General features: G+C 67.9%; 24 protein-coding genes and 1 pseudogene. 12 read left to right on the top strand and 13 right to left on the bottom strand.

The genetic code is table 11. The annotated features are described in order from the left end of the window. Positions 1 to 64: 64 nt before the first annotated feature. Entirely contained in the window at positions 65 to 487 is a 423-nt protein-coding gene (locus tag QGN30_RS01875; protein ID WP_014378805.1) for a nitroreductase family deazaflavin-dependent oxidoreductase, read from the top strand. A 279-nt stretch (positions 488 to 766) separates the two neighbouring features. Then, complete coding sequence (locus tag QGN30_RS01870) at positions 767 to 2,314, top strand: SulP family inorganic anion transporter (RefSeq protein WP_009956885.1); 1,548 nt, start codon at positions 767 to 769, stop codon at positions 2,312 to 2,314. Positions 2,315 to 2,323: 9 nt separating this feature from the next. Here QGN30_RS01870 and QGN30_RS01865 read toward each other — a convergent pair whose 3' ends face one another. Continuing rightward, positions 2,324 to 3,181 carry an LLM class F420-dependent oxidoreductase gene (locus tag QGN30_RS01865; RefSeq protein WP_095762729.1) on the bottom strand — a complete coding sequence of 286 codons (858 nt, stop codon included), beginning with the start codon at positions 3,179 to 3,181 and terminating at the stop codon, positions 2,324 to 2,326. An 84-nt stretch (positions 3,182 to 3,265) separates the two neighbouring features. Between QGN30_RS01865 and QGN30_RS01860 the strand changes: the two genes are divergently transcribed. After that, on the top strand, positions 3,266 to 4,237 hold the full coding sequence (locus QGN30_RS01860) for a 2-hydroxyacid dehydrogenase (RefSeq protein ID WP_248923324.1): 972 nt from the start codon (positions 3,266 to 3,268) through the stop codon (positions 4,235 to 4,237). Positions 4,238 to 4,378: 141 nt separating this feature from the next. Beyond that, positions 4,379 to 4,798, top strand: coding sequence for an ATP-binding protein (locus QGN30_RS01855; RefSeq protein ID WP_026071080.1), 420 nt, complete (start codon positions 4,379 to 4,381; stop codon positions 4,796 to 4,798). Positions 4,799 to 4,818: 20 nt separating this feature from the next. On the opposite strand, the gene QGN30_RS01850 is transcribed toward QGN30_RS01855, so the two are convergent. The 4 genes from QGN30_RS01850 to QGN30_RS01835 form a co-directional block, all read right to left on the bottom strand. Beyond that, a complete protein-coding gene (locus QGN30_RS01850) occupies positions 4,819 to 6,036 on the bottom strand; it encodes a cytochrome P450 (RefSeq protein ID WP_095762731.1) in 1,218 nt (405 codons plus the stop codon). 78 nt (positions 6,037 to 6,114) lie between these two features. Then, positions 6,115 to 7,785: a nitric oxide reductase activation protein NorD gene (locus QGN30_RS01845; RefSeq protein ID WP_248923325.1), complete on the bottom strand. Its 1,671-nt coding sequence runs from the start codon at positions 7,783 to 7,785 to the stop codon at positions 6,115 to 6,117. Beyond that, a complete protein-coding gene (locus QGN30_RS01840; protein ID WP_014378812.1) occupies positions 7,785 to 8,603 on the bottom strand; it encodes a CbbQ/NirQ/NorQ/GpvN family protein in 819 nt (272 codons plus the stop codon). The genes QGN30_RS01845 and QGN30_RS01840 overlap by 1 nt, the downstream gene beginning before the upstream one ends. Next, positions 8,604 to 9,782: a spirocyclase AveC family protein gene (locus QGN30_RS01835; protein WP_179293397.1), complete on the bottom strand. Its 1,179-nt coding sequence runs from the start codon at positions 9,780 to 9,782 to the stop codon at positions 8,604 to 8,606. Positions 9,783 to 9,886: 104 nt separating this feature from the next. Between QGN30_RS01835 and QGN30_RS01830 the strand changes: the two genes are divergently transcribed. Beyond that, entirely contained in the window at positions 9,887 to 10,489 is a 603-nt protein-coding gene (locus QGN30_RS01830) for a TetR/AcrR family transcriptional regulator (protein ID WP_008262849.1), read from the top strand. A gap of 35 nt (positions 10,490 to 10,524) precedes the next feature. Here the strand turns inward: QGN30_RS01830 and QGN30_RS01825 are convergent, their stop codons facing one another. From QGN30_RS01825 to QGN30_RS01815, 3 genes are all read right to left on the bottom strand, one after another. Then, positions 10,525 to 11,880 (bottom strand): WS/DGAT/MGAT family O-acyltransferase, encoded by a 1,356-nt coding sequence (locus QGN30_RS01825; protein WP_009956875.1) that lies wholly within the window; start codon positions 11,878 to 11,880, stop codon positions 10,525 to 10,527. A gap of 109 nt (positions 11,881 to 11,989) precedes the next feature. Further along, entirely contained in the window at positions 11,990 to 13,318 is a 1,329-nt protein-coding gene (locus QGN30_RS01820) for an MFS transporter (RefSeq protein WP_009956874.1), read from the bottom strand. A gap of 289 nt (positions 13,319 to 13,607) precedes the next feature. Then, the gene (locus QGN30_RS01815; RefSeq protein WP_136245364.1) at positions 13,608 to 14,180 is read right to left on the bottom strand and encodes a hemerythrin domain-containing protein; all 573 of its coding nucleotides are present in this window, start codon (positions 14,178 to 14,180) and stop codon (positions 13,608 to 13,610) included. A 341-nt stretch (positions 14,181 to 14,521) separates the two neighbouring features. Between QGN30_RS01815 and QGN30_RS01810 the strand changes: the two genes are divergently transcribed. The 3 genes from QGN30_RS01810 (at position 14,522) to QGN30_RS01800 (ending at position 16,459) form a co-directional block, all read left to right on the top strand. Beyond that, positions 14,522 to 15,406, top strand: a complete 885-nt coding sequence (locus QGN30_RS01810; RefSeq protein ID WP_009956872.1) for a cyclopropane mycolic acid synthase family methyltransferase — start codon at positions 14,522 to 14,524, stop codon at positions 15,404 to 15,406. 84 nt (positions 15,407 to 15,490) lie between these two features. Further along, positions 15,491 to 16,045: a hypothetical protein gene (locus tag QGN30_RS01805; protein WP_248923326.1), complete on the top strand. Its 555-nt coding sequence runs from the start codon at positions 15,491 to 15,493 to the stop codon at positions 16,043 to 16,045. 60 nt (positions 16,046 to 16,105) lie between these two features. Further along, positions 16,106 to 16,459: a VOC family protein gene (locus QGN30_RS01800; protein WP_009956869.1), complete on the top strand. Its 354-nt coding sequence runs from the start codon at positions 16,106 to 16,108 to the stop codon at positions 16,457 to 16,459. 5 nt (positions 16,460 to 16,464) lie between these two features. Here the strand turns inward: QGN30_RS01800 and QGN30_RS01795 are convergent. Both QGN30_RS01795 and QGN30_RS01790 read right to left on the bottom strand, forming a co-directional pair. After that, positions 16,465 to 16,732: pseudogene (locus QGN30_RS01795) on the bottom strand (YdeI/OmpD-associated family protein). Continuing rightward, positions 16,729 to 17,622 (bottom strand): SCO6745 family protein, encoded by an 894-nt coding sequence (locus tag QGN30_RS01790; protein ID WP_248923327.1) that lies wholly within the window; start codon positions 17,620 to 17,622, stop codon positions 16,729 to 16,731. The pseudogene QGN30_RS01795 and the gene QGN30_RS01790 overlap by 4 nt, the downstream one beginning before the upstream one ends. A 72-nt stretch (positions 17,623 to 17,694) precedes the next feature. On the opposite strand from QGN30_RS01790, the gene QGN30_RS01785 reads away from it, so the two are divergent. Beyond that, positions 17,695 to 18,414 (top strand): NUDIX hydrolase, encoded by a 720-nt coding sequence (locus tag QGN30_RS01785; protein WP_038534746.1) that lies wholly within the window; start codon positions 17,695 to 17,697, stop codon positions 18,412 to 18,414. Between the two features lie 32 nt (positions 18,415 to 18,446). On the opposite strand, the gene QGN30_RS01780 is transcribed toward QGN30_RS01785, so the two are convergent. Further along, positions 18,447 to 19,202: a haloacid dehalogenase type II gene (locus tag QGN30_RS01780; RefSeq protein ID WP_095562398.1), complete on the bottom strand. Its 756-nt coding sequence runs from the start codon at positions 19,200 to 19,202 to the stop codon at positions 18,447 to 18,449. Between the two features lie 120 nt (positions 19,203 to 19,322). Here QGN30_RS01780 and QGN30_RS01775 point away from each other — a divergent pair, with 120 nt between their 5' ends. Further along, positions 19,323 to 20,231 (top strand): SAM-dependent methyltransferase, encoded by a 909-nt coding sequence (locus tag QGN30_RS01775; protein WP_248923328.1) that lies wholly within the window; start codon positions 19,323 to 19,325, stop codon positions 20,229 to 20,231. Here QGN30_RS01775 and QGN30_RS01770 read toward each other — a convergent pair. Then, positions 20,191 to 20,763 (bottom strand): PadR family transcriptional regulator, encoded by a 573-nt coding sequence (locus QGN30_RS01770; protein ID WP_038534753.1) that lies wholly within the window; start codon positions 20,761 to 20,763, stop codon positions 20,191 to 20,193. The two genes, QGN30_RS01775 and QGN30_RS01770, sit on opposite strands and share 41 nt — an antisense overlap. A gap of 120 nt (positions 20,764 to 20,883) precedes the next feature. Here QGN30_RS01770 and QGN30_RS01765 point away from each other — a divergent pair, with 120 nt between their 5' ends. Next, positions 20,884 to 21,306: a nuclear transport factor 2 family protein gene (locus tag QGN30_RS01765; protein ID WP_095562400.1), complete on the top strand. Its 423-nt coding sequence runs from the start codon at positions 20,884 to 20,886 to the stop codon at positions 21,304 to 21,306. An 11-nt stretch (positions 21,307 to 21,317) separates the two neighbouring features. Continuing rightward, positions 21,318 to 22,355, top strand: a complete 1,038-nt coding sequence (locus QGN30_RS01760) for an LLM class F420-dependent oxidoreductase (RefSeq protein WP_038534755.1) — start codon at positions 21,318 to 21,320, stop codon at positions 22,353 to 22,355. Positions 22,356 to 22,374: 19 nt separating this feature from the next. Here QGN30_RS01760 and QGN30_RS01755 read toward each other — a convergent pair whose 3' ends face one another. Then, the gene (locus QGN30_RS01755) at positions 22,375 to 23,589 is read right to left on the bottom strand and encodes an MFS transporter (protein WP_248923329.1); all 1,215 of its coding nucleotides are present in this window, start codon (positions 23,587 to 23,589) and stop codon (positions 22,375 to 22,377) included. Positions 23,590 to 23,667: the final 78 nt, after the last annotated feature.

Genomic DNA, 23,667 nt, shown 5'->3' with positions numbered 1-23,667 from the left:
TTATGTAAGTGTCGACTCGACTGTACCCGCTCCGCCGGAGCAGGCGGTGGTGTTCACTGTCGTTATGGGCGACCACATCGAGCTGAGCCCCAGGGGCTGGGTCCGCGAGCAGACCGAACAAATCCTGGGCCGCGGCACCACCGACGGGGTCGAGGTCTTCGACCGGCCCATCGTCCTGCTGACCGTCACGGGGGCGAAGTCCGGCAAACGGCGTTATGTACCGCTGATGCGGGTCGAGAAGGACGGCCGCTACGTCATCGTCGCGTCCCACGGTGGCGCCCCCGAGCATCCCGCGTGGTACGCCAACGTCAAGGCGAACCCGACGGTGACGCTGCAAGACGGCGACAAGGTCGCCACGCTCACGGCTCGCGAACTCGAGGGGCCCGAGCGCGACGAGTGGTGGCAGCGGGCCGTTGAGGCCTTTCCTCCCTACGCGGAATACCAAACCAAGACGGCACGACAGATCCCGGTCTTCGTTCTGGAATGAGAGATTTGCGGCACCGCTGACGGGCCCGCGCAAACATTTGCATTCGATATGCGCCCGGCCCGTCCGGTTGACCGGTCTTGGTTGCCCACCTACTTTCGTACGCAGAGGCCAGGCACGCCCCGCTGAACAATGATGTTCAGTGAATTTGAATCGCCTGGGCCGCACGGCTTTACGAAGTGTTCCGGTTGCCGTTGTCGGATGGATACCCCAAAAGTCCACCGTCATTGACGAATTCAGGAGAAGCTCTTGCAACACGCTGAATCGTCGGGTCGGCAAGGCGTGGAGCAGGGCGTATCGTCCCGCATTGACCGGTTCCGCGAGATCGCCCAATACGACCTGCCCGCATCGCTGGTGGTTTTCCTGGTGGCGCTCCCGTTGTCCCTCGGGATCGCAATCGCTTCGGATGCGCCCGTTCTCGCCGGCTTGATCGCGGCGATCGTCGGGGGCATCGTCGGAGGATGGATCGGCGGATCGCCGCTGCAGGTCAGTGGGCCCGCCGCCGGACTGACCGTCATCGTCGCCGATGTCGTCCATCAGTTCGGCTGGGGCATCACATGTTTCATCACGGTCGTCGCCGGAATCCTGCAAGTTGTGTTGGGATTCAGCCGAATTGCACGCGCCGCACTGGCGATCTCGCCGGTCGTCGTGCACGCCATGCTGGCCGGCATCGGGATCACGATTGCGCTACAGCAAGTGCACGTGCTGCTGGGCGGCGCCTCGGAAAGCTCGGCATGGAGCAATGTCACCGGGCTGCCCGCGCAGATCGTCGGCGCCCACCGGCCGGGGCTGGTGCTGGGGCTGCTGGTGATCGCCATCCTCGTCGCCTGGCGCTGGGCTCCGGCGCGGGTGGCCGGCATCCCCGGGCCACTGGTCGCCATCGTGGTGGTCACGGCGATCTCGGTGGTGTTCCCCTTCCACGTATCCCGGATCGTGCTGAACGGCTCGGTGCTCGACGCGCTGCAATTACCGACGCTGCCGCACGGGAATTGGGGCGCCGTCGTGATCGCCGTCATCACGGTCACCCTGATCACCAGCGTTCAGAGCCTGCTGACTGCGGTATCGATCGATCGCATGCACAACGGACCGCGAACCGACTTCAACCGCGAGCTGATCGGGCAGGGCGCCGCGAACATCGCATCGGGGGCGATCGGTGGGCTGCCCATCGCCGGTGTCATCGTGCGCAGTGCGGCCAACGTGAACGCCGGTGCGAGAACGCGTGCCTCGACGATCATGCACGGGTTCTGGATCCTGCTCTTCGCCGTGCCCTTCGCCGGGCTGGTCGAAAAGATCCCGACCGCTGCGCTTGCCGGCCTACTCATCGTCATCGGGATCGAACTGCTCAAACCGGCGCACATCGAAACCGCCTTGCGCAACGGTGATCTCGCCGTCTACCTGGTGACCATCACCAGCGTCGTCTTTCTCAACCTGCTGCACGGCGTCATGATCGGACTCGCCTTGGCCGTCATCGTGACCGGTTGGCGGGTGGTGCGCGCCCGGATCGAGGCCAAGCCCGTGGGGGATGGATGGCACGTCGTCGTCGAGGGGGCGTGCACGTTCCTGTCGTTGCCGAGGCTGACCGGTGTCCTGGCGTCCATCCCGGAACGCACGTCGGTGACGCTGCACCTGCTCACGACCTATCTCGACCATGCGGCCCATCAGGCGATCAGCGACTGGGAGCGGCGGCATACCGCCATGGGCGGGGAGGTTCATCTCCGCGAAACGTTCGAGACGGAATCCGTTGGGGACGAGGGCAAGCCGTCAAAACCCCACCGCCGCAACGCGCACCTGAGCCTGGTCGCTCAGCTCTCCGCGGACGCGCGCGCCTGACGCGGGACGCTAGCTCAGGTCGGCGGCCACTCGTTCCAATGCGGCGAGGTGGTCGTCGACGTGCGCGAAGCCGGCCTTCATGGTGTTCACCGACAGATGGCTGGCCCCGGCGGCTTTACACGCGGCGATGTCGGCGGCGAGCTTGTCGGGGTCACCGGTCCAGCTGACCCGGCCTTCCATGCCGATGCTCCGCGGGTCCCGGCCCGCCGCCTCGGCCGCCCGGTTCACCTGCGCGAGCGCGTGGTCCAGGTCGGGGCCCGGCGCGGTCATCGGAAACCACCCGTCGCCGAGGCGACCGGCGCGTTCGTAGGCCCGATCGGAGGCCGCCCCGAACCACACCGGGATCGGCCGCTGGGTGGGCAGGGGGGCCAGGCCCGCGCCGGTCACGGTGTGGTACTTGCCCTTGAAGGTGACCGATCGCTGCGTCCACAGCATGCGCATGAGCTCGACCTGTTCTTCGGAACGTTTTCCGCGGTTGGTGAACGTCTCCCCGAGCGCTTCGTACTCCACGGCGTTCCAGCCCAATCCGACACCGAGCCGCAAGCGCCCGCCGGTGAGCAGGTCGACCTCGGCGGCCTCCTTGGCCACCAGCACCGACTGCCGCTGCGGCAAAATGATGACGCCCGTGACGAGTTCCAGGCTGGTGACCGCGGCCAGGTAGCCCATCATGACGAACGGCTCGTGAAACGTCGAGTCGATGTCGTAGGGGCCCTCGAAGCCCCGGTGCACGGTCGTGTCGGCGCCGACGACATGGTCGTAGGCCAGGATGTGGGCGAACCCGAGTTCTTCGACGCGCTCGGCGTAGGCGCGTAGGACGGCGGGGTCCGGTCCGAGCTCGGTCTGCGGAAAGACGACTCCGATGCGCATTCGCGGTTCAACCGTCCCGCATCGCGATTGCTTCCCACGCGGCCCGTCGCTGGATACCGCGCGGGCTTCACGCATGATGGGGACGTGACGGCCAAGGATCTGAGCGGCGTGCTGAGGGTCGGCGAGCTGGAGCCGACGCTGGCAGCAGAACTGGCGGCGCGCTACGACATTGCGAAGCTTCCCGACGGCCCGGCGCGAGCCCGATTCCTGGCCGAGCACGGAGCCGACGTGCGCGTGCTGCTGACGTGGGGACCGCCGGGCGTCGACGCCGACACCATCGCCGCGCTGCCCAACCTCGAGGCCATCGTCAACGACGGGGCCGGGGTGGACCTGATCGACCTGGCGGCGGCGAAGCGCCGGGGCATCGGCGTGAGCAACACCCCGGACGTGCTGTCGGACACGGTCGCCGACACGGCGCTGGGCCTGATGCTGATGACCCTGCGCCGCTTCGGCGCCGCCGACCGCTACGTGCGGGCGGGCCGCTGGGCGCGCGAGGGCCGGTTCCCGTACGCCAGGGACGTCAGCGGCCTCCAGGTGGGCATCCTCGGCCTGGGCCGCATCGGTTCGGCGATCGCCACCCGGCTGCTCGGATTCGATTGCGCCATCGCGTATCACAACCGGCGTCGCATCGACGGGTCGCCCTACCGCTACGCCGCGTCGGCTGTGGAGCTCGCCGAGTCGGTCGACGTGCTGGTCGTCGCCACCACGGGCGACCACGAGTCCCACAAGCTGGTCGACCGCTCCGTGCTGGCGGCCTTGGGTCCCGAGGGGTATCTGATCAACATCGCCCGGGGCAGCGTCGTCGATCAGGACGCGCTGGTGGAGCTGCTCGTCGGCGGCGGGCTGGCGGGGGCCGGCCTGGACGTCTACGCCGACGAGCCGCATGTGCCGGCCGAACTGTGCGACCTGGACAACGTGGTCCTTCTCCCGCACATCGGCAGCGCCACGGCCCGGACCCGCCGGGCGATGGCGCTGCTGGCGATCCGCAACCTCGACAGCTACCTCGACACCGGCGACCTCGTGACGCCGGTGCTGACGCCGCGCCGTCGGCGCTGACCGCCTCCCGGCGCCGTGACCAGGCGATCCTGGATGGAAACCGGTCTGTGGCCGAAGCGATACCGCGAGAAGGTTATCGCCGCAACCGCATCTGGGTATCCGGCTCTCATGAGTCCGCTACTGCCGGAGACAGCCGCGCCGGTGCGCTTGACGCTCGCCGGCACAGCGCGCCCCGACACGGCGGCGAAGTGGCGCCATGTTTTGCAACACTGGCTGCGGCACGAGGTGCGCGCGCCGGAGGACATTCGTGAGGACGTCGTTCTGGGGGTGAACGAGGCGTTGGCCAATTGCGTCGAGCACGCCTACCGCTCCCGTCGCGAGGCCGGCGCAATGAAATTGCAGGCCAGCTACGATCCCGGCGCCGAGTCAATCCGGGTATGCGTCAGCGATCGCGGAAGTTGGCGCAAGCCCTCGTCGAGGCAGACCACCGATCCCCGCGCCTCGCGTGGCATCACGCTGATGCACCGCCTCGCCGATCACTGCACGATCCACGCCCGCCCCAACGGCACCAGCGTCTACTTGGACTACACCACCGACGCGGATAACGCTGTCCAACAATAACTTTCACGCTGGGTTCCAGCTCAGCGGCCCGACGGCGCCGAGGGCGTGAACGTGACCGGCATGCGCTCGAGGCCGCTGACGAAGTTGGCCGGCCGCAGCGGCAGCGGGTCCTGAGACGCCAGCTCCATGTCGGGCAGGCGTTTGAGTAGTCGCTCGAGCATCATCGAGAGCTCCAGACGCGCCAGCTGGTTGCCCAGGCAGAAATGGGTTCCGAAGCCGAACGCCAGATGGTTGTTGGGGTAGCGGTCGATCCGGAAGCTCTCGGGATCCCCGAACACGGCTTCGTCGAAGTTCGCCGATTCGAAGAGCAGGATGATCTTCTCGCCCCGCGCGAGCTGGGTGCCGTGGAACTCGAGATCGGCGGTCATGGTGCGGGCCATGTTCTTGACCGGCGCGGTCCACCTGAGCATCTCTTCGATCGCGTTGGGCAGCAGCGCCACGTCGTCGACCAGTTGCCGGTGCTGTCGCGGGTGGCGCAGGATCTGCGCGGTGCCGCCGGACAGCGTGTGCCGGGTGGTCTCGTCGCCGCCGATGAGCAACAACAACACCTCGGTCACGATCTCGTGGTCGGCGAGCTTCTCGCCGTCGACCTCCGCGTGCACCAGCACGCTGACCAAGTCATCGGTCGGCTCGGCCTTGCGCGCCGCGATCATGCTCGTCATGTATTCGGTGTAGGCGGCGAAGGCGTCGATGGACACCTGGAAGTCCTCTTGCGCGGTCGTGCTGCTGAGCATGGTGACCATGTCGTCGGACCAGCGCAGAAACATCTGCCGCTCCTCGGGCAGCACCCCGAGCATGTCGCCGATGACCGCCATGGGCAGCGGGGCCGCAAGGTCCCAGACGAAGTCGCACTCGCCGCGTTCGCAGACGTTGTCGATCAGGGCGTCGCACAGCGCGCCGATCGAGGCCTCCCGGTCCTTGACGCGTTTCCGGGTGAAGCCCGCGTTGACGAGTTTGCGCCGCAACAGGTGGGCGGGGTCATCCATCGCGATCATCATGGGCGGCGCGTCCTGGTCCGGCCGGATACCGCCGGCGTTGGAGAACAGCTCGGGCGCCCGCTCGGCGTCGATCACGGCCTGATACGTCGCCGCGGCGGCCAACCCGTTGCGGTCCCGAAAGACCGGCTCGTTCTCGCGCATCCACCGATAGACCGGGCGCGAGTCGCCCGCGTAGAAGGCGCCGTCGGTCAGATCGACGTCGGGCCGTGGCCGATTTCGCGTGTCAACAATGCTTGGCATGGCTCACCCTTCCCCGAAGCGGGCATGCGCGGTCTTACCGTGGACCTTACAGTAGGTGCCGTGGTAGCAATCCCACCCTCACGCCGGCCCCGGTGCGGCGCGCTCGCGTAGCGCCGTCAGGAACATCTCGTCCATCCGCGGACTCACCTCGGCCAGGGTCGCGGCGCTGACGTAGCGCGCGGAGCCGAAGACGCGCTCGAGCTCTTCGGCGGCGGTGGCGCTCCCGATGGACAGGCACAGGCAGGCCACGCCGTCGCCACGGAGTTCCTCGAGCGCCTTGTTCGCGTCGGCCTCCGCGTAGCGACCGTCGTAGCCGTCGTCGTAGGGGCACCCGTCGGACAGGACAAGAAGCAGCCGGTTGGGTGTGCCGGACTCGGTGTTGAGTATCTCGCCCGCGCCGCGGATCGCCGCACCCAGGCGCGTATACCCCGACGGCTCAAGCTGATTGAGCCGCGCGCGTTGCGGGGCGCCGAAGCGCTGTCCGAACGTTTTGATCGCCGGCAGGTGCACGGCGTGCCGCCCGTGGGACCGAAACGCGTAGATGGCCACGCGGTCGCCGAGTTCCTCCAGGGTCATCGCCACGGTTGCCGCCGCGCGCCGCTGGTGGTCGTGGACCCTGTTCCCCCGCTGGTCGGCGTCGGTGGCCGATCCGGACGCGTCGAGCAGGATGAGGACGCCGAGGTTCCGAACGACGTTGCGGCGCTGGGTGTAGACGGCGTCCGTGGGTGAACAACCGGAGCGCAGGTCGACGAAGAGATCGACGAGCGCCTCGATGTCGATCTCGTCACCGTCGGGGCGCGCACGTAGGAGCTTGGGGCCGAGACCGACGCGTGCCAATCGTCGCCGCAGCTCGTCGTCGTGCGCGACCTGCGCGGCCGAGATGTGGGTGGGCTCGGTGAGCGGAAAATCGATGACGCGGCACCAGTCCGCCCGATAGCGGTTGTTGAAGACGTCCCATTCCGGATGCAGTGCACCGCCGATTCCCAGCGCCGCGCCGGGCCGGTCGCCGACGAAATTGATGCGCGTCGGAAGTGGACGGGCTGACGCGCCGACCGCTCGTGCCGGCCGAATCGAGCGCGCCTCAAACTCCCCGCCCGACGGGTCGTCGCCGCGCGACGGCGCCTCGCCCAACAGTTTTCGCAGAAAGTCCATCAGTGCCCGCGAACTGAACAGCGGGTTCTCGAACAGCTTGAGGACCTTGCTTTCCTCGGAGGCGGCGTCGTCCTCGTCGTCGGGCTCCCGCTCGGCGACGAGCTCGATCGCCGTCCGCAGGTTCGTATCCGTGGCCGGCGCGGCCCCGCTGTCGGACGACGCCAGGAGTTGGGCCGGCCGGATGACACCGAACCACGCCGGAGGGTCCGCGATTCGGCTTGTGCCCCTGGCCATTTCGAGGGACCCGTCCGCGGTCGTGGTGCGGGGCTCACCGTCGGGGCGAAGTGCCGCTGCCAGCGCAACGGTGGGGGCGAGTTCGGCGAGCACCCGGTGGCCTTCCAGCGCGAGGTAGCGGCGCGCGATCGCCGGCCGGCCCCGCAGCCGCTTCACCAGCCGCCGATCCAGGCTGCCCGCGCCGAGCAGCGCGGCCTGGACCAGCACCTGCCGGCGCTGCTGCCCGGAGTCGGCGGCCGGGACGAAGATGACGTCGCCGTTCGTGTAGGCGTCCTGGCCGGGCGCCGCCTGGGCGACGTCGACGGCCCGGCCGGCCAGGTGGGTGGCGAGGAACCGATACCGTTGCGTGCCAACGGTTTTCATCACCTTGGCGGCAGCAGGGAATCGACGAGCTCGCCGAGCGCCGTGACGACCTCCCGGTCATCGGAGAGGATCCGCACGATCGCCGCCTGGACGGCGCTGCGCAGGCTGAGTCCTTCGGCGACCAGGCTGCCGGCCAGGATCAGCGTGCGGGTGGACGACACTTCGCGCAGCGGTGAGCCATCGAGCTTTCGGATCGCGTTGCCCACGGTGACCAGGGCGCGCGCCGTCGCGTCGTCGATTCCCGCTTCGTGGGCAACGACTTCCGTCTCGGCCTCGACGGGCGGGAAGTCGAGTTCGATGGCCACGAATCGCTGCCGGGTCGACTCTTTGATGTTCTTCAGCACGCTCTGGTAGCCGGGATTGTAGGAAATGACCAGTTGAAATCCCGGTGCCGCGGGCACCGTCGTTCCCAGGCGATCGACCAGAAGCTCGCGGCGATGATCGGCGAGCGGATGGATGACCACCGTGGTGTCCTGGCGCGCCTCGACGATCTCGTCCAGGTAGCAGATCGCGCCCTCGCGAACGGCCCGCGTCAACGGCCCGTCCACCCAGACCGTTTCTCCCCCTTTGAGAAGGAAACGCCCGACCAAGTCGGCCGACGTCATGTCTTCGTGCGCCGCGACGGTGATCAGGTTGCGGCCGAGCGCGTGGGCCATCGCCTCCACGAACCGGGTCTTGCCACATCCCGTCGGGCCCTTCAGCAGCACCGGCAGGCCGCGGCGGGCGGCGGCGCGGAACACCTCCACCTCATCGCCGGCGGGCCGATAGAACGGCGCCTCCGACGCCGGGCGCACGGTGGTCTGGGAATTCGTCAGCACCTAGCGCCCTCGCGCGCGCTCGAAGGGGACGACCTCCGGCAGCTGGCCGCCCGGCGGGAGGACGAGATGGCCGTGCACGTCGACGTACCCGGAACGCTTGGTGGGTATGGGCAGAGCGGGATTCGGGCATGGCGTGTCCGTGCCGTCGCCGCAGATGCCGCCGTTGAAGTACGAACGCTTCTGGTGGTCTTGGGGCCACGGGTCGGAGTGCATTCCGATCCATTGCGCGGGCACGTTGTAGAAGAAAAAGAAGCACGAGCTGACGCCGGCGAAGATCGCCAGGAAGCGCGTGAACTGCTGTCTGGCGAATCCGCCTCGCACGTGGTCCAATCCGCGTTCGACGACGGTGCGGCCGCGATCGTCGGTGAAGAAGCGCAGACAGCACAGCGCGGCCTGCACACCACCCCACATCAGGCCTTCGTAGACCGGCCATTGGTAGTAGGTGTCGGCATTGATCGACACGGACCTGATGGCGCCGGGGTAGGTGTAGAAGCCGATCGGTAGCAGGACCAGACCCTCCATGACGAAATCGAAGACAAACGCGAGCGCGTAGGTGACGAGGACCAACCGAAGATTGCTGATGTTCGGCCAGCGCGTCTTGATTTTGCGCATGATCCAACACCCGACGATCGTGATCAGCAGGACGCCGTAGGCGTAACCCGGAGCGTTGGTCAACAACGGCTCGGACACCTGACGGCCCGGCTCCTCCGGGGAGACCCAACCGGGAATGTTCGACGACCAGGAGCCGCGGTTGAACAGCCAGGTGTTGTAGGTGCACCACGTGTTGAAGTAGTTCAGCAGCGGATCCTGGAAGAACATCAGGCCCATCGACAGCACGAGCATGCCGTCCAGCGTGATCCGCCGCTCGCGCCGCCACGGCCTGATGAAGAACCACCACACGACGACCGGCAGCGCGATCCACAGCACCACCGCGTTCGCCATGAGCGGCACCTTCATGTACATCGGCGGCTCGCTCGGCCCCGACGGCACCCGTTCGAAATACGGGCCGGTGATCCACCGGATCCACACGTAGAGCTGGAGCACCAGCAGCGCGCCACCGGCGGCGGCCCAGATCTTGATCGGTCGCACCGGCGACGCGGCCTGCGCGCCGAGTTCGCCCGCGCCGGGCAGTGGCTCGGTGACGGACGACGGCTGGTTCCTGTTCGCGAGATCGCTCATGACGCTGGTGTCCTCCGGGGTCGGCATTCCACGCTCCGAGCAATATACTCACGAGTATCTGAGAAACGGAATAGCTTCTCGCAAGCTCTGGCAGAATCTGGCGCATGGTTGAGCGTTGGACGCGAGAGCGCCGCCTCGAGCACACTCGCTCGCTATTGGTCGATGCCGCCGAGGAGGTCTTCGGCGAAAAGGGGTTCGTCGCCGCGACGCTCGACGATATCGCCCACGCCGCCGGATACACGAAAGGCGCGATCTACAAACACTTCTCGACGAAGGAAGACCTGTTTCTGGCGGTCAGCGACCGCTACTGGCGCCGGTACTTCGTCAACTTCACCGAGGTGATGGCGCCGGCGACGCAGGTCGGTGCGCGCGAGCTCGACGAGATCGCCAAGCGCTGGAGCCAGCTCAGCCGCGATCGCGGGGCGGAGCACGCCGCGCTGGGTCACGAGTTCATGCTGTACCTGCTGCGCAACCCCGAGGCGCGGGAACGCGTGGCCGCCAAGCGATCAGAGGCCGTCGAGGCGCTGGCCAAGTTCATCGTGGCGGGCATCGACCGGCTCGGCGGGACGTTGCTGATCCCCGCGTCGACGTTCGCCCAGGTCCTCGTCGCCACCAGCGACTCGGTGGTGTTGGGCAGTCAACTCGATGACGTGGACCTCTTCCGCCCGATCGTCGAGATGTACGTGTCGGTGATCAAGCTGCCCTGACCGCCGATCCGAAAAGGACTGTGGCGCACGGCATCTCAGGCACCCGTGGCGATCTCCAGGTCCTTCAACGACTCCTCTAGATGACCGAGCATCCGCTGCAGGTGCGGGACGCTGCGCCGGCAGCCGACCAGGCCGAAGTCGAGGTTGTCAGCGTTGTTGGTCACCGTGATGTTGACCGCCTGGCCGTCGAGGGGAATGGACAGCGGATAGTTTCCGTCCAGGCGGGCCCCGCGCCAGTACAGCTGCTCCGAGCGACCCGTCGACACGTTCGAGATGACGATGTTGAACGGCGGCGAGGCCGCGGAAAGGTAGCCGGGGACCAACCCGAGGAACAGGCCCCCGATGTTGAAGGCGGATAGGGCCAACTGCTGAACCGGCGGCAGCTGCCAGAACACCTCTTTGGTGTCGCGAATGGATGCGCTGATGACCTCGAGCCGTCTCGCCGAATCGTCGAGATCGGTGGCGAGGTTGCACAGGAAGGTACCGACCATGTTCCCGCCGCGGTCGTCGTCGTCCTTGCGCAGATTCACCGGGACCATCGCGGTCAGTGGGGCGTCCGGCAGCGCGTTCTGATCCAGCAGGTAAGCGCGCAGGGCCCCGGCCGACATGGCGAGAATGACGTCGTTGACCGTGACGCCGGCGGCCGCCTTGACCGCGTTGATGCGCTCCAACGCCCAGGACTGGGCCGCCACCCGCCGCGCACCGCCGATCCGGACGTTGAACATCGACCGCGGCGCCTGGAACGGGAGCGTGAGTTGTTGTTCGAGCAGCGCGGCCCGCGCGAGCTTCAGCGTGGACGGCGCCAGCGCCAGCGCCGACCCCGCGGTGCGGCCCACCCGCCCGAACAGGGACGGACTTCTGCGTCCGCCGCGCTTGCGCGGCGCCATGCTCCACGGGACCCGCACCTCGTCGTCGTCGGGATCGGAGGTGAAGGCCCGCTGCATCAGGCGAAGCGCCGAGACGCCGTCCATCAGGGAGTGGTGGTACTTCGTGTACACGGCGTACCGCCCGTCCTGCAGGCCCTCGACCAGGTGCGCCTCCCACATCGGGCGGTGCCGGTCGAGCAGGCTGCCGTGCAGCCGGGAAACCAGCTCCAGGAGGTCTCGCACCCGTCCCGGTTCCGGAAGCGCGGAACGGCGAAGGTGGTAGTCGAGCTCGACCTCCTTGTCGAAGGACCACGCGACGTTGGTGACGCCGCCGAAGAAGGCCGGACGCTTGCTGAAGGCCGGTTGCACGTCGGTGCATTCGAGCATCGCCTGATAGGACTCGCGGACGAAATGCGGGCCGGCATCCTCGGGCGGCTCGAAGAGCTGTAGCGCGCCCACGTGCATCGGATGTTCGCGTGATTCGCCGATGAGGAACAGCGCATCCGTCGGTGATATCGGTTCCATGCGTGTCGCCCCCAACTGTTGCCGTCGCGCCGCCCACCGGAGGGACGGCCTACCTCCTAATAGCCACAGCGGGTGGCGGCCCAAACGGCCATCCGCCGCGGGACGGTCGCTAGCGGACGTCGTCGGCGAGCGCGCGAGCCTCCCGCTCGGTTTCGACCGCGGGCCCGGAGCCCGGCAACGGCTTGCCGGCGACCTCGGGGGTGAACAGCAGCGTGATCGCGCCCACCACGCCCCCGAAGATCAGCATGTAGGCCGGCACCATCACGTTGCCGGTGCCCGAAACCAGAGCCTGGGCGATCAGCGGCGTGATGCCGCCGACGAGTGAAATCGAGATGTTGTAGGAGATGGCCAGCGCGCCGTAGCGCACGTTGGTGGGGAACAGCGCCGGCAGCATGGCCGGCCCGGTGCTGTCGAAGCACAGCTCCATCAGGCCGATCAGCAGCACGCCGATGAAGATCACCGGGTAGATGCCGCCGAAGCGGATGAGCAGGAACGCCGGGATGGAGGCGACGATCAGCAGGCCGCACCCCGTCCACATGATGGGTTTGACGCCGATGCGATCGGACAAGGCCGCGACTAGCACCACCGTGCCCATCAGGATCGCCAACGTGGTCACGATCATGACGAGTCCGGCGGTGTGGCCCACGCGCACGAACAGCCGCAGGTACGTCGGCAGGTATCCGGTGAGCATGAAGTCGGCGACCTGGGAGGTCAGCACCAGCGCCGCGCAGATCAGCATGGGTCGCCACTGCTCGACGATGGTGCGGTGAATCTGTTGACGGCCCTGGTCGCCCGCGTGCGCGTCGTCGTGGGCGCTCTGGTAGGCCGAGGACTCCTCGAGCCGCAGCCGCAGGAACAGCGCGACCAGCCCGAAAGGCAAGCCCAACAGCAGCGGAATCCGCCAGCCGTAGGTCAGCATGGCGTCCTCGGGCAGCCAGGTCTGCAGCCCGGTCACCAGCAACCCCGCCAGGACGAACCCCACTAGATTGCCCATCGGCAGGAACCCGACCATCATGCCGCGTTTGTGATCGGGGGCCTGCTCGACGAGATAGGTCATGGCGCCGACGTATTCACCACCGGTCGACAGGCCCTGGAATATTCGCGCGAGGACGAGCAGGATCGGCGCCCAGATGCCGATGGTGCTGTAGGTGGGCAGCAGGCCGGTCACGGTCGTGCTCACCGTCATCATCAGGATGGTGACCACCAGGACGCGGTGGCGCCCGATCCGGTCGCCCAGCGGACCGAAGATGAACCCGCCGAGCGGACGCACGACGAACGCCGCCGCGAGCGTTCCGAAGGTCGCGATGAGGTGGACTCCGCTGACGTTCTTGCCGGGATAGAACACCTGGGCGATCGTGGTCGCGATGTACCCGTAGACCCCGAAGTCGTACCACTCCATGAAGTTCCCGATCGCGGTGCCCATAATGGTTCGGCGCATCGCGGGGTCGGCGACCCTGATTTCTCTACGTGCCCATTTCCTCCGGCGGCGTCGAATAACCATCGAATCAAGACTTACCCACAACTTTCTCAGGGACAACCGGCGGGGTGTGCTTCACGGGCCTGACGTGGGACGACCGGCGGCGATCGCCGCGATCCCGCTCGGCCACGATCGCGTGCGACAAACGCCAGCTAGAACGGGTCGCCGGCATTGACGTCGGCGGCATCGCTGCGCCACCGGAGCCGACGCGCGGTTATCCCTGTCACGTTCGCCCAGTCACGGGCGCGCGTCACTGGCCTTTCAGGCTGCCGATGCGCAACGAGAAGTCCGCGGGCTCGGGGCGGGGGGCCTCCACCTGCTCGACATAGCGACGCGGGTCCCGGTCCGTGATGGGCAGCCCCTCGGTGGTGGGGTGCTCGGCCATGAACTCGCTGTATTGGCGCCCGAGCGCTTCGCGAAGGCCGATCGGGGCGTTGCGGCGGAAGTCCGAGAGCCCTTCGCGTTCCTCCTCGCCCATGTGATCGTCGTTGGCCTCGCGGGTGCGCCCGACCGCCGCCCACCACTGCTCGCTGCCGAGTTCGGCCGCGTCGGCGTCGCGGACCCCGTCGCGGATGTCGTTGTGGTCACCGATGGCGTCGAGGGTTTCGCCCTCGGCGTCCTCGCCACCCCGTTTGAGCAGTTGGGGGTAGAAGATCTTTTCCTCGATGTAGGCGTGCACGTCGAGCTTGTCGGCGAGCGGCCGCCACACCCGTCCGAGCCCGGTGTGGTCGGCCGGCTGCTGTGCCTGGAGGTAATCCAGCTGGGCGAACTGTTCGCGGAACCAATCGTGGTCGGCGAGGATCAACATGGTGATGTCGGCCATCGGTGCGCCTCCGCCCCTGTGACGCCGGTCAGCCGGCTGGGTTATCGCGTTCGACATCATTGAAGAACGCCAGCCTCGTCTTACCCGCTTGCGGGGTCGATGTAACGACCCCGCCGGCACCGCCTGGATGTGCGTGCCCGAGTTGCTCTGCGCCGCAGGGGATTAGCAAATTTGCGCCGACGTAAGTGTTCTGGCAGGCTGAGAGCCATTTCGGCGGCACTAGGCTGGTCGGGAACTCGGCGGAGGGGCACGGTGTGCCGGCCGGATACACTGGGGCGTCCGTGCGGCGATCGATTCGATCGCGCCGTTGAACCCGATATGAATAAGTCAGAGGTTGTGCCTTGTCCGAAAATCCCGGCGATGCCGTCAGCTTGGAACCGCATTTCGAGGACGTACAAGCGCACTACGACCTGTCCGACGAGTTCTTCGCGCTTTTCCTGGATCCGACGCGGACCTACAGCTGCGCGTATTTCGAGCGCGAGGACATGACGCTGGAAGAGGCGCAGATCGCCAAGGTCGACCTCTCGCTGGGCAAGCTGGGATTGCAGCCGGGCATGACGTTGCTCGACGTCGGGTGCGGCTGGGGCACCACGATCGTCCGCGCGCTCGAGCGCTATGACGTCAACGTCGTCGGGCTCACGCTGAGCCGCAATCAGCAGGCGCACGTGCAGCGCCGCCTCGACGCGCATCCGTCCGCGCGGTCCAAGCGGGTGCTGCTGCAGGGCTGGGAGCAGTTCGACGACAAGGTCGACCGCATCGTGTCGATCGGCGCCTTCGAGCACTTCGGGCGTGACCGCTACGACGATTTCTTCAAGACCGCCTATGAGGCTCTTCCGGCGGACGGCGTGATGATGCTGCACACGATCATCAAGCCCAGCGACGAGGAGTTCGCCGAGCGCGGGCTGCCCATCACCATGACCAAGCTGCGCTTCATGAAATTCATCATGGACGAGATCTTCCCGGGCGGGGATCTACCCCAGGCCAAGGGCGTCGTGGAGCACGCCCAGCGTGCCGGCTTCGGGGTGAAGCTGGTGCAGCCGCTGCGCCTGCACTACGCGCGCACCCTCGACACCTGGGCGGCCGCACTCGAGGCGCGCCGCGACGAGGCCATCGAGATTCAGTCCGAAGAGGTCTACGACCGGTACATGAAGTACCTGACCGGCTGCGCGGACCTGTTCCGTGAGGGCTACACCGACGTCGCGCAGTTCACCCTGACCAAAGGCTGACGCCCGTCCTGTGCCCCCATCCCGGGGGGCGCCCGGTTTACCGGCATAACACGGCGGGTAATTCCACGGCAACAACCTGATTCGGTGGGTGTCGATGTCCTTCGGCGCAAGCCGCAGGAAGGACGGATCGTGGCCGCCAAACACCGCATGCCGCAGTCGCTGGAGCAAACCCAGACGCCGACCGATCGAGGTCAGCGTCTGTCCGGTGCGGCGAAGGTGTGCGAGATCGTCTGTGCTGCCCTGATATGCGCGGCGTGCCTGACGGCGTTGGTGCTCAACGGGGTTCGCGCCGACAAACGAACCGTGACCGCCGAGGTCAGTCCGCCTTCCGTTTCGCAGCCGGTGAAGCAGGAGGGCACCGTGATCGCCGTGACGGTGGACTCGGTCACCATGCGCAGCCCCGACGGGTACACCCAGACCTATCGCTTCACCCCGGACACCACCGTCATCACCCATCGCGGCAGCCAACCCGCCGTCGCGGCACCGCAATTCACCGTCAACGACCGGGTGGTTGTGGTGGGCACCATCGAAGGTGGCACGGCGCTGGCAACCGCGGTGGCCTACCGCGGCGCGGGACATGGGGAGGCGCCGCCGATGGATTACCTTGACGGGCAACCGGTTCCGACCGACGCCGCCTGAGCCGCTCCCCGGGATGCCCGTCCGCCTAGGCTGATAGCGATCCAGCCACACGGAGGCGCCATGACCGAGCACGAAGCAAAGATGATCATCCTGTCCACCGACGACCTGGACGAGTCGATCCGGTTCTACAGCGAGACCCTGGGCATGCCGTTGAAGTTTCGCGACGGGGCGCACTTCGCGGCCCTGGATGCGGGCCCGGTCACGTTGGCGCTGGCAACCGCCGTGGACCATCCCATCCCCGGCCAGGTCGTCGTCGGCATCAAGACCGCGGACGTCGACGCCGCGGCGAAGGCTGTCGAGGCCAGCGGTGGTGGCATCGTCAAGGGCCCCTACGACGACGCCCACGAACGACGCGCCGTGGTCTATGACAACAAGGGCAACGGCCTGGTCTTCTACAAACCGCTGGGACGCTAGGGCGCCTACCTTCCGGTGCGTTCGCGGTGTTTGCAGCCCGGGCGCGCAGCACGGCCTGCGTTTGCCTTCCTCCAGCTCCTCCTCGGTGCGGCGGATGCGGCGCGCCCGGGTGGCCTCCTGCTTGGCATCCTCCACCCAGCAGATGAACTCGTTTCGGGCCAACGGCGTGATGTCGTTCCAGGCGGCCAGGGCCGTGGGGTTGGCGAGCAACGACTCGCGCAGGTCGGCGGGCAGCTTGTGCACCACCCCGCCGGGCACTCGCCGGGCGCTCATCGGTCCACCAAATGTGCGTTGTCATCCTGCAATTCGTCGCGGCGTAACGCCATCGGGGTCGCGGCGGGGATATCGCCGGCGGCGACCACGGCGCGCGTGATGGGGGACAGCGCCCGAAACAGCGTTTCGACCTCGTCGTCGCTGAGCGCGTCGAGCGCCGACAGGGAAAGGGCGTCGGTGCTCGACTCGATGTGGTCCTTCAGTTCGCGCCCCGCGGCGGTCAGCGTCCCGTCATCGCGTAGCAACCCGCGCTCGGCGAGGCGCTGTTCGTGATGGCGCCATGCCGCCTCGTCGTAATCGCGGGTGCGGGCGATGTAGTCGCGCGCGACGTTGCCCGCCGCGGCGTGTAAGACGTTGGATTCACGTCCGGAGATGCCCGCCGCTGCCAGCACCGCCACGTGCCCGTCACCGCGCTGTTCGCGCAGCAGCGTCGTGGCGTGCCACAGCGCGGCCAGGGGATCGTCGGGCCAGGGCAGGGCCCGATTAGCGGCGAACAGCGGGCGGGCATCGAGCGGCGCGTGGCGCGCCGCCTTCCCGGCGAGTTCGGCTGCCACGCGGACGTTTTCGTCCGACCCGAGGCCGTAGCGGCGCAGCGCCGCCACCGCGGACTCCTGGCGCGCCCGCAATGCGGCCTCCGGACCCGCGATCTCCCATGCCGCCGGCAACGCCTTGGCAACCCGTTCGGGCGCGAAGTTGTAGAAGACCGAGGTCACGACCTCCCGCGGCACCATGCCCAGCGGCGCGGAACGGGCCGCGAAATAGCCCATCCAGAAACCCCGGTAACCCAACGCGTCCAACGCCGCCCGGGCCTCGGGCGCGAAATACGTCACCGCGTGCACCGGCTCGTAGCGATCGAAGAAGCGTCGGGCCAACTCGGGTTGTCGTCGCATGCTGGCAGTTAACCACCGGTGACGGGTGGGGACCAAGCACGCGGCCCGGACGACCCCGCCTAGGCTCGAGCGGTGACCATCCCCTATGACCAGGTACTACACGAGCGGATCCGGAGCAATCTCGCCGGCCACGAGCGTCGAAGCGTGGCCGATCCGGCCAAGCGGCACGCCGCCGTGGCGGTGGTGCTCGTCGACTCCGATGTCGGGGAGGACCGGGTGGATCCGGCGCCGGTGGACGACTGGAACGCCGATCGAGGGCTGCCCGCGGCCGGCCTCGACGGGCGCATGGTCGACGTGTCGGGCGGGGCGGCTTTCCTGCTGTGCCGCAGGGCTTCTCGACTCACCTCGCACGCCGCGCAGTGGGCGTTACCCGGTGGCCGCCTCGACCCGGGCGAGACCGCCGTTGAGGCCGCGCTGCGGGAATTGCGCGAGGAGGTCGGCATCGAACTCCCCGAGGCGACCGTGCTCGGACTGCTCGACGATTACCCGACCCGGTCCGGATATGTCATTACGCCGGTGGTGATTTGGGGAGGCGGCCGCCTGGATCCGCGCCCATCGCCCGACGAGGTCGTCGCGGTGTACCGGGTGGGCCTGCACCAACTGCAACGTGACGATTCGCCGCGATTCATCGCCATCCCGGAGAGCCCGCGACCGGTTGTCCAGATTCCGTTGGGGGGCGACCTGATCCACGCGCCCACCGGGGCGGTGCTCCTGCAGCTGCGGTGGCTGGGACTGGAAGGCCGCCACGACCCGGTCGACGGGCTGGAACAACCCGTTTTCGCCTGGAAGTAGCTTTCGCGCAACCTCTTCGAAAGTCGGGGCACTCAAGGTTGGCCCTGCGCACCGAACAGCGACCCCGCCAGTTCGACCAGTGACGCGCCCGAGACGTCCCAGGGGCCCGGGGGCGCGGGCGCGGGCACCGAGTCCGGCCCGTACTCCTGCGGGCGCGCGACGAAACCGGTCGCCAGGCCGCTATCGCGGGCCGCCTCGAGGTCGGCGGTGTGCGCCGCCACCAGCATCACCTCAGCGGGCTCCAGGCCCAGCAATCGCGCGGGAGTCTGGTAGGCCCGCGGGTCGGGCTTGTAGGCCTGACTGACGTCGGAACCCAGGACCACATCCCAGGGCAGGCCCGCGTACTTCGCCATCTCGACCAGCAGCCCGGTGTTGCCGTTGGACAACGGCCCGACGATGACGTGCCGCTTCATGGCGGCGATGCCGTCGACGCTGTCCGGCCACGGTGGCAGCCAGCGCCACGACCGGGCGAGTGCCTGCACCTCGTCGCCGGGCAGCGCGTCGGCACTGATGCCGAACTTGGCGAGCGATGCGACGAGGTTCTCTCGATGCAGAACGTCCAGCGACACGAATTCCCGCTGGCTGGACCGGATTTCGGCCATCGAGGGCAGGTATCGACTCCGCCACTCCAGCGCGAACTCGTCCGGGTCGACGTCGATGTGGTGGCGCTGCGCGAAACGCCGGACCGAGGCGGCGATCCCGGAGCGCCAGTCGACGACCGTTCCGAACGTATCGAACAGAACTGCACGCACTACCCGACCGGTCGACGGTGAGCGGTAGTCGGTCATGCCTCAGGCTAACGCTGCGCTCGTCACCTGCGATGCGCCCGGACGGTGGGCGGCGTACGCTATCGTTAGCTGTGCGAACGAATCTTTGACTTCCCGATTGATGACCGAAGGGAGGCCGTTGTGGCCCGCAGCGCCGGCGATACCTGGGATATCGTGACGAGTGTCGGCTTCACCGCCTTGGCGGTGTGTGCGGCGCGGGCCCTCGACGCGGGCCTGCAGCCGCCGCTGGCGAACGACGACTTCGCCGCCGGCTTCGTCGCCGCCGCCGGTGAACCGAATCTGATTGCGGCCGTGGACAACGCCGACATGAGCAGTGCCGCGGCCTTCAACGCGCAGTGGGTAGGGGTGCGGACGCGATTCTTCGACGAGTTTTTCGCTGATGCCACCCGATCGGGGACGCGCCAGGCGGTCATCTTGGCGGCCGGATTGGATTCGCGGGCGTACCGGCTGGACTGGCCCGCGGGCCACACGGTTTACGAAGTGGATCAGCCTCGGGTGCTCGAGTTCAAGCAACAGGTCCTCGACCGGCAGGGCGCCGTGCCCTCGACGAGGCGCGTCACCGTCGCCACGGATTTACGGGATGACTGGGCCGGCGCGCTGATCGCGGCCGGCTTCGACCCCGACCGGCCGACGGCGTGGGCGCTCGAGGGACTGCTGCCGTATTTGCCTGGGGCGGCCCAGGATGCGCTGTTCGAAAGGCTGCACGAGTTGTCGGCGACCGGTAGCCATATCGCCGCCGAACTCGGTCCCGCCCCGGGCGAAGTGCGCGAATTCGCCGACAATGTCCCCACGATCAGCCAAGACACCGGTCAGCCTCCGGTGGCCGAGCTGTGGTACGACGATGCGCGCATCGACACCAAAGAGTTTCTGGCCCAGCGACATTGGCGTGTCACGGCCGTGAACCTGGTCGACAAGGCGGCCACCGAGTATGGTCGGCCCTTCCACGAATTGCCGGCGGTCTTCGACCGGTTGATGCGCACCAAGTTCTTCACCGCGATCCGCGAATCGCCGACAGGCGTCGTTCGATGACGGCCAGGGCTTGCTCGGCCCATCGAATGTTCTCCTCCTCGAACGAGATTCCGCGGACCAACGTCAGGTAGGGGCCGACCCGGTCGGTGTGGGCCAAGTACTCCTTCTCGGTGCGACCGTCCATCATGCGCGCCCGCAACCGTTCGTAGCGTTGCAGTTTGGCCCGCGCCCATTGCATCCGCTCGAGGATGGACTCGCGCACAGCCGGCATGTCGCCGGCGTCGGCGGCCTGGACCTTGACCAACAGCTCGTCGCGGATCACCGAGGGTTTCGGCGCCTTCGCGGTGAACTGCCGGATCGCCTCGCGCCCGGCCTCGGTCAACGAGAACATCCGCTTGTTGGGCCGCCGTTCTTGACGCACGACCCGTGCCCGGATGAGGCCCTGCTCGGCCAGTCGATCCAGTTCGCGATACAGCTGCTGCGGGGTGGCCGGCCAGAAGTTCGCGACCGAGGCGTCGAAACCCTTGGCCAGGTCGTATCCCGACGACTCGCCCTCGAGGAGGGCCGCCAACACCGCGTCACGCAGCGACACCGGCCGATCGTACAGCGATGCGACTAGTCAACAAAGTGACCAACGGCACCCTGGACAATTCCCGACGGCGGCCTTAGCGTCGACCTCATTACTCAACAAGTTGACTATGCGAGGTCGCTGATGCACCCGTTCCGCACGGCCGTCGAAGAGCGCGATGAACAGGCCATCCAGGCGATGCTGGCCGACACGGTGGTGTTCACCAGCCCGGTGGCGTTCAAGCCGTATGTCGGCAAGCCGATCACCGCGGCCATCCTGCGCGGTGTGTTGCGCGTCTTCGAGGACTTCCGCTACATCCGGGAGATTCACGACCCAGGCGGCCGCGACCACGCATTCGTTTTCGAGACCGGGATCGTCGGGGCGCCCGGCTTGAAGATCACCGGCTGCGACTTCTTGCATTTCAACGACGACGGGCTGATCGACGACTTCGTGGTGATGGTGCGGCCGCTGTCGGGCGCGACGGCATTGTCGGAGGCGATGGGCGCCCAGTTCGACCGCATCCAGCGGGAGGCGCTGGAGTTGGCCAATCAATCCGGCACCGCGTAGAAGTAGGGACCATGCGGATTGGTTTGAGCGTCAATTATGCGGGCGGTTTCAAGGACGTGGCCGCCGAAGTGGCCGACCTGGAACGCGCCGGGTTGGATATTGTTTTTGTCCCCGAGGCGTATTCGTTCGACGCGGTGAGCGCGCTCGGCTACCTGGCGGCAAGCACACAGCGGGTCGGGCTGGCGTCGGGCATCCTGCAGCTCTACACCCGCACGCCCACCCTGACCGCGATGACCGCGGCGGGCCTGGATTACGTCTCCGACGGCCGGTTCACCCTCGGCCTGGGCGCGTCCGGCCCGCAGGTCATCGAGGGCTTCCACGGTGTGCCCTACGACGCCCCGATCGGCCGGACGCGTGAAGTCATCGACATCTGCCGCCAGGTGTGGCGGCGCGAGACCGTGCGCCACCAGGGCAAGCACTACACGATCCCGCTGCCGCCCGACCGGGGGACCGGGCTGGGTAAGCCCCTCAAGCTCATCAATTCCCCAGTGCGTGAACGCATCCCGATACTGGTAGCCGCGCTGGGGCCGAAGAACGTCGAACTGGCGGCCGAGATCGCCGAGGGTTGGCAACCGATCTTCTACCTCCCCGAAAAGGCGCAGGACGTCTGGGGGGAGGCGCTGGCCGCCGGGCGGGCCAAGCGGGACCCCGCGCTGGGCGAGCTCGACGTCTACGCCGGACCCGTCCTGGCTATCGGCGAAAACGTCGAGCCGCTAAGGGAATTCGTCAAACCGCACCTGGCGCTCTACATCGGCGGGATGGGCGCCAAGGGCAAGAACTTCTACCACACCCTGGCCACCAAGTACGGGTACGGCCCGCAGGCCGACCGGATCCAGGAGCTCTACCTTGCCGGCGACAAGGACGGCGCCGCCAAGGTGGTGCCCGACGATCTGGTGCGCGACGTCAACCTGATCGGCTCCCGAGCGTTCGTCAAGGAACGTCTGGCGGCCTACCGCGAGGCGGGGGTAACCACGCTGAACGTGGCGCCCATCGCGTCGACGACGGCCGAGCGGATCAAGCTCATCGAAACGCTGCGCGAACTGGTGTGACGGCCGCTGTGGAGCCAAATCAGTTCTGGCGGTGACTATCTCGTCGTAGCCGCATCGCCCTGCCGACCGCGCTCACCGACGCCAGCGCCGCCATGGCCGACAGGATCGCCGCCGAGACGCCAGGCTCGGCGGTCGCCAACAACAGTGGCAGCGCGAAGCCGATGTACGTGACGACGTAGAACACCCCGGTCAGAGCGCCCCGCAGGTGTTGCGGCGCCGCGGCCTCCAGATCGATCAAGCCCTCCCGCAGGCACAGGCCCGAAGCGCAGCCCAGGATCAACAACAGCGGTATCCCGACCGCGGGCGTCAGGGCCGGTGGCGTCGTCGCGGCCACCACGTAGCCGACCGCGGCCAAAGCCGCGCCGGCGGTCCCGGTCTGTGGCCCCCACCGGCGCGTGCGGGCCAGGACCTGAACGACACCGCTGACCCCGTTGACGATCAGGGTGGCCGTGCCCGCCGCGATCGGGGCCGCCAGCGCGGTGTGCAACCGCGTGGGGATGGTGACGAAACCCAGTGTCGCCGAGGCGTATACCCACGGTGCGAGCGGCATGGCCCAACTCAGGGCCCGCGACACTCCCTGTGCCGTCGGTCCCGTCGGGCCCGCGTCGGGGGGCGGCGCCGGCCGGGCCACGTGTGCGCCGGGTGTGGCCGCGACGGCGACGGCAAGCGATGCCAGCACGACGATCGCGGCGGCGACGGCGAACGACACCTGGATGCCGGACTGCCCGGCCCACGCGAATCCCCCGCCGGCGAACGGCCCGATGGCGAAGCCGGCGGTGAGTACCGCGCCGGCGGTCGCGGCGCCGGCCGGGCCCCTCAGGTCGGACGCCCACGCGGTGCCGGAGCTGATGGCAAGGCCCACACCGACCCCGACGACGAGGCGGCCCACCAGCAGCGCGCCGGTGTGCTGCGACAGCAGCATCGCCACCGTCCCCGCCACGGTGGCGGCCGCGCCCGCCAGCGCCATTGGCCGCCGGCCCAACGCGTCCGACGCACGGCCGCCGATCAGCAACCCGGGGAGCAGCCCGAGCGCGTAGATGCCGAAGATGCCATCGAGGGTCGCGGTGCTGAGGTGTTCGCGGCCGCTAATCACCGGCATCAACGCGACGAAGTGGTTGGCGACCCATCCCGTCGCCAGGAGCAACGCCAGCACGCTGACGAACAGGGCCCGGGTGGCGGCCCGGCCGTTACGCGCTCGGTGGTTGCGGCCGCTGCGCACGCTCGACGAGATCACTGGTCTTCTCCCCCTCCAACGCGCGGCCGACGATCGTAGAACGCGACGCCACCCGGGTGGTTATTCCCGTGGACGTGA

The organism is Mycobacterium sp. 3-98 (assembly GCF_035918355.1).
In the GTDB taxonomy this organism is placed as follows: Bacteria; Actinomycetota; Actinomycetes; order Mycobacteriales; family Mycobacteriaceae; genus Mycobacterium; species Mycobacterium intracellulare.
The sequence above is the reverse complement of the archived record's forward strand: the minus strand, read 5'-3'. Positions and strand labels throughout refer to the sequence as shown.

What these genes read in the sequence shown, in the direction of transcription:
- QGN30_RS01875 (WP_014378805.1), top strand. Translation starts at nt 65, where the DNA reads ATGGGCGACCACATCGAGCTGAGCCCCAGGGGCTGGGTCCGCGAGCAG.
- QGN30_RS01865 (WP_095762729.1), bottom strand. Translation starts at nt 3,181, where the DNA reads ATGCGCATCGGAGTCGTCTTTCCGCAGACCGAGCTCGGACCGGACCCC.
- QGN30_RS01850 (WP_095762731.1), bottom strand. Translation starts at nt 6,036, where the DNA reads ATGCCAAGCATTGTTGACACGCGAAATCGGCCACGGCCCGACGTCGAT.
- QGN30_RS01845 (WP_248923325.1), bottom strand. Translation starts at nt 7,785, where the DNA reads ATGAAAACCGTTGGCACGCAACGGTATCGGTTCCTCGCCACCCACCTG.
- QGN30_RS01835 (WP_179293397.1), bottom strand. Translation starts at nt 9,782, where the DNA reads ATGAGCGATCTCGCGAACAGGAACCAGCCGTCGTCCGTCACCGAGCCA.
- QGN30_RS01830 (WP_008262849.1), top strand. Translation starts at nt 9,887, where the DNA reads ATGGTTGAGCGTTGGACGCGAGAGCGCCGCCTCGAGCACACTCGCTCG.
- QGN30_RS01825 (WP_009956875.1), bottom strand. Translation starts at nt 11,880, where the DNA reads ATGGAACCGATATCACCGACGGATGCGCTGTTCCTCATCGGCGAATCA.
- QGN30_RS01820 (WP_009956874.1), bottom strand. Translation starts at nt 13,318, where the DNA reads ATGCGCCGAACCATTATGGGCACCGCGATCGGGAACTTCATGGAGTGG.
- QGN30_RS01815 (WP_136245364.1), bottom strand. Translation starts at nt 14,180, where the DNA reads ATGGCCGACATCACCATGTTGATCCTCGCCGACCACGATTGGTTCCGC.
- QGN30_RS01800 (WP_009956869.1), top strand. Translation starts at nt 16,106, where the DNA reads ATGACCGAGCACGAAGCAAAGATGATCATCCTGTCCACCGACGACCTG.
- QGN30_RS01790 (WP_248923327.1), bottom strand. Translation starts at nt 17,622, where the DNA reads ATGCGACGACAACCCGAGTTGGCCCGACGCTTCTTCGATCGCTACGAG.
- QGN30_RS01780 (WP_095562398.1), bottom strand. Translation starts at nt 19,202, where the DNA reads ATGACCGACTACCGCTCACCGTCGACCGGTCGGGTAGTGCGTGCAGTT.
- QGN30_RS01765 (WP_095562400.1), top strand. Translation starts at nt 20,884, where the DNA reads ATGCACCCGTTCCGCACGGCCGTCGAAGAGCGCGATGAACAGGCCATC.
- QGN30_RS01760 (WP_038534755.1), top strand. Translation starts at nt 21,318, where the DNA reads ATGCGGATTGGTTTGAGCGTCAATTATGCGGGCGGTTTCAAGGACGTG.